This is a genomic window from Neorhizobium petrolearium (genome assembly GCF_017873175.1).
Classification (GTDB): Bacteria; Pseudomonadota; Alphaproteobacteria; order Rhizobiales; family Rhizobiaceae; genus Neorhizobium; species Neorhizobium petrolearium.
Genome location: NZ_JAGGJW010000054.1, coordinates 1 through 1,471, shown reverse-complemented (window position 1 = coordinate 1,471; position 1,471 = coordinate 1). Strand labels below are relative to the sequence as shown.

The window sequence follows — 1,471 nt, the reverse complement described above, 5'->3', positions numbered from 1 at the left end:
CTCCAATGAAAGAACACAAGGGGCAAAACACCTTCGGTTGGCGGCTTTTCCTTGGGTTCGGTTATGTTTTGACCGGCGTTTTGACCGATCGGCTAAATCTCTTCCCTCCGCTGGACAGGTTGTTCCCGTCCTTCGGTCTTGAACCATGCTCCAATGCGTGACCCTGATGCGTCAGCTTCGGTCACAGAATGGCGTTCGGCTCCCGGTTTCCCATTCTCCTTTAAGAGCGCAGCCCAGTTTTACCGGGCTCGCTAGCCACTCATCAGGACAACCGGGATATTGTCGACGCGCCTTCCGTGGTGCTGGTGTCGCGCTGCTCATAGGCGCGCTGATCACGCAGGATCTGGAAGGCGATCGTCAAAAGCTTGCGCGCGATGGCCACACGCGCCTTGTTCACTCCTCTGAACTTCAGATGCTCGTATTGGGCCTGCAGCTGCGCATCGCTGGCGATGGCGGGGGCGACCGCCTCGACGAAGGCCCAGCGCAGCCACTTGTTGCCCTGCTTGATGATTTTGCCGTGAAAGGTCTTGCCGCCGCTCGAATAGGTCGACGGCACAAGCCCGGCATAGGCGGCAAGCTTCTTCGGGTTGCGAAACCGCGATATGTCATCGATCTCCGCATCGATCAGCCGGGCGAAGAACTCGCCGATGCCGGGGATCGTCTTCAACAGCTTCACATTGGCATTGGCTTTGGTCATCGCCCGGATAGTTGCTTCCGACTGTTTGATCCTGACATCGATGTCGCCGATGAAGGCAAGACCTCGGTCGATCTGAATGCGGTCGATCTCCGAGACCTTGACCTGCGCAAGTTGAATGCGGCCGGCCTTGCCGAACAGATCACCAAGCTTCTTCAACTGCGCCGTCTGCTCGGGATAGCGATCAAACACCGTGACGATGCGGTTCTTCACCATCGTGCGCAGCCGCACATAAAACATCCGCTCGCGTAGCGCGACACGCAGCTGTCGTGCCTTTTCGCTGGGCGCCCAGGCCTCCGGCACCAGGTCGGCCCTGAGCAGATGCGCCAGCACCGTCGCATCGATCTTGTCGGTCTTGATCTTGGCATCGGCAATCGCCTTGACCTTCCACGGGTGGGCGAGAACGACATCATCACAAATGTCGTCGAGCCAGTCGTACATCACCATCCAGTTGCGGGTCGCCTCGACAACCGCGTGGCTGTTGTCGCGGTAGCGTTCCAGAAACCCGCCGAGCGACTGGCGGTCGTTCTTCACCCGACCGGAGCGCAACGTCTTGCCACCGCTGTCCTGGACGACCAGATGGCTGTAGGATTTGTGGTAGTCCACGCCGATATGGTAATCGTAAGAGGCAGTCATGCTTCCAACTCCCTTGTTGAGATCTGCAAAACCCCAATAAGGTAAGCCCAAAGGCCGGAAGTGTGACTGTCCCTCGATCTTCACCTGCATGTCAGTGATCCGTTCTCTCAACGGCCGCGGCCTCTTTCATGCCATCTCCTT

1 protein-coding gene is annotated in these 1,471 nt (G+C 58.3%); it reads right to left on the bottom strand.

Features of this window, described 5'->3' with window-relative positions:
• Positions 1 to 262 precede the first annotated feature (262 nt).
• Complete coding sequence (locus J2046_RS33595; RefSeq protein WP_210059136.1) at positions 263 to 1,330, bottom strand: IS110 family RNA-guided transposase; 1,068 nt, start codon at positions 1,328 to 1,330, stop codon at positions 263 to 265.
• Between the last annotated feature and the right edge of the window lie 141 nt (positions 1,331 to 1,471).

What these genes read in the sequence shown, in the direction of transcription:
- J2046_RS33595 (WP_210059136.1), bottom strand. Translation starts at nt 1,330, where the DNA reads ATGACTGCCTCTTACGATTACCATATCGGCGTGGACTACCACAAATCC.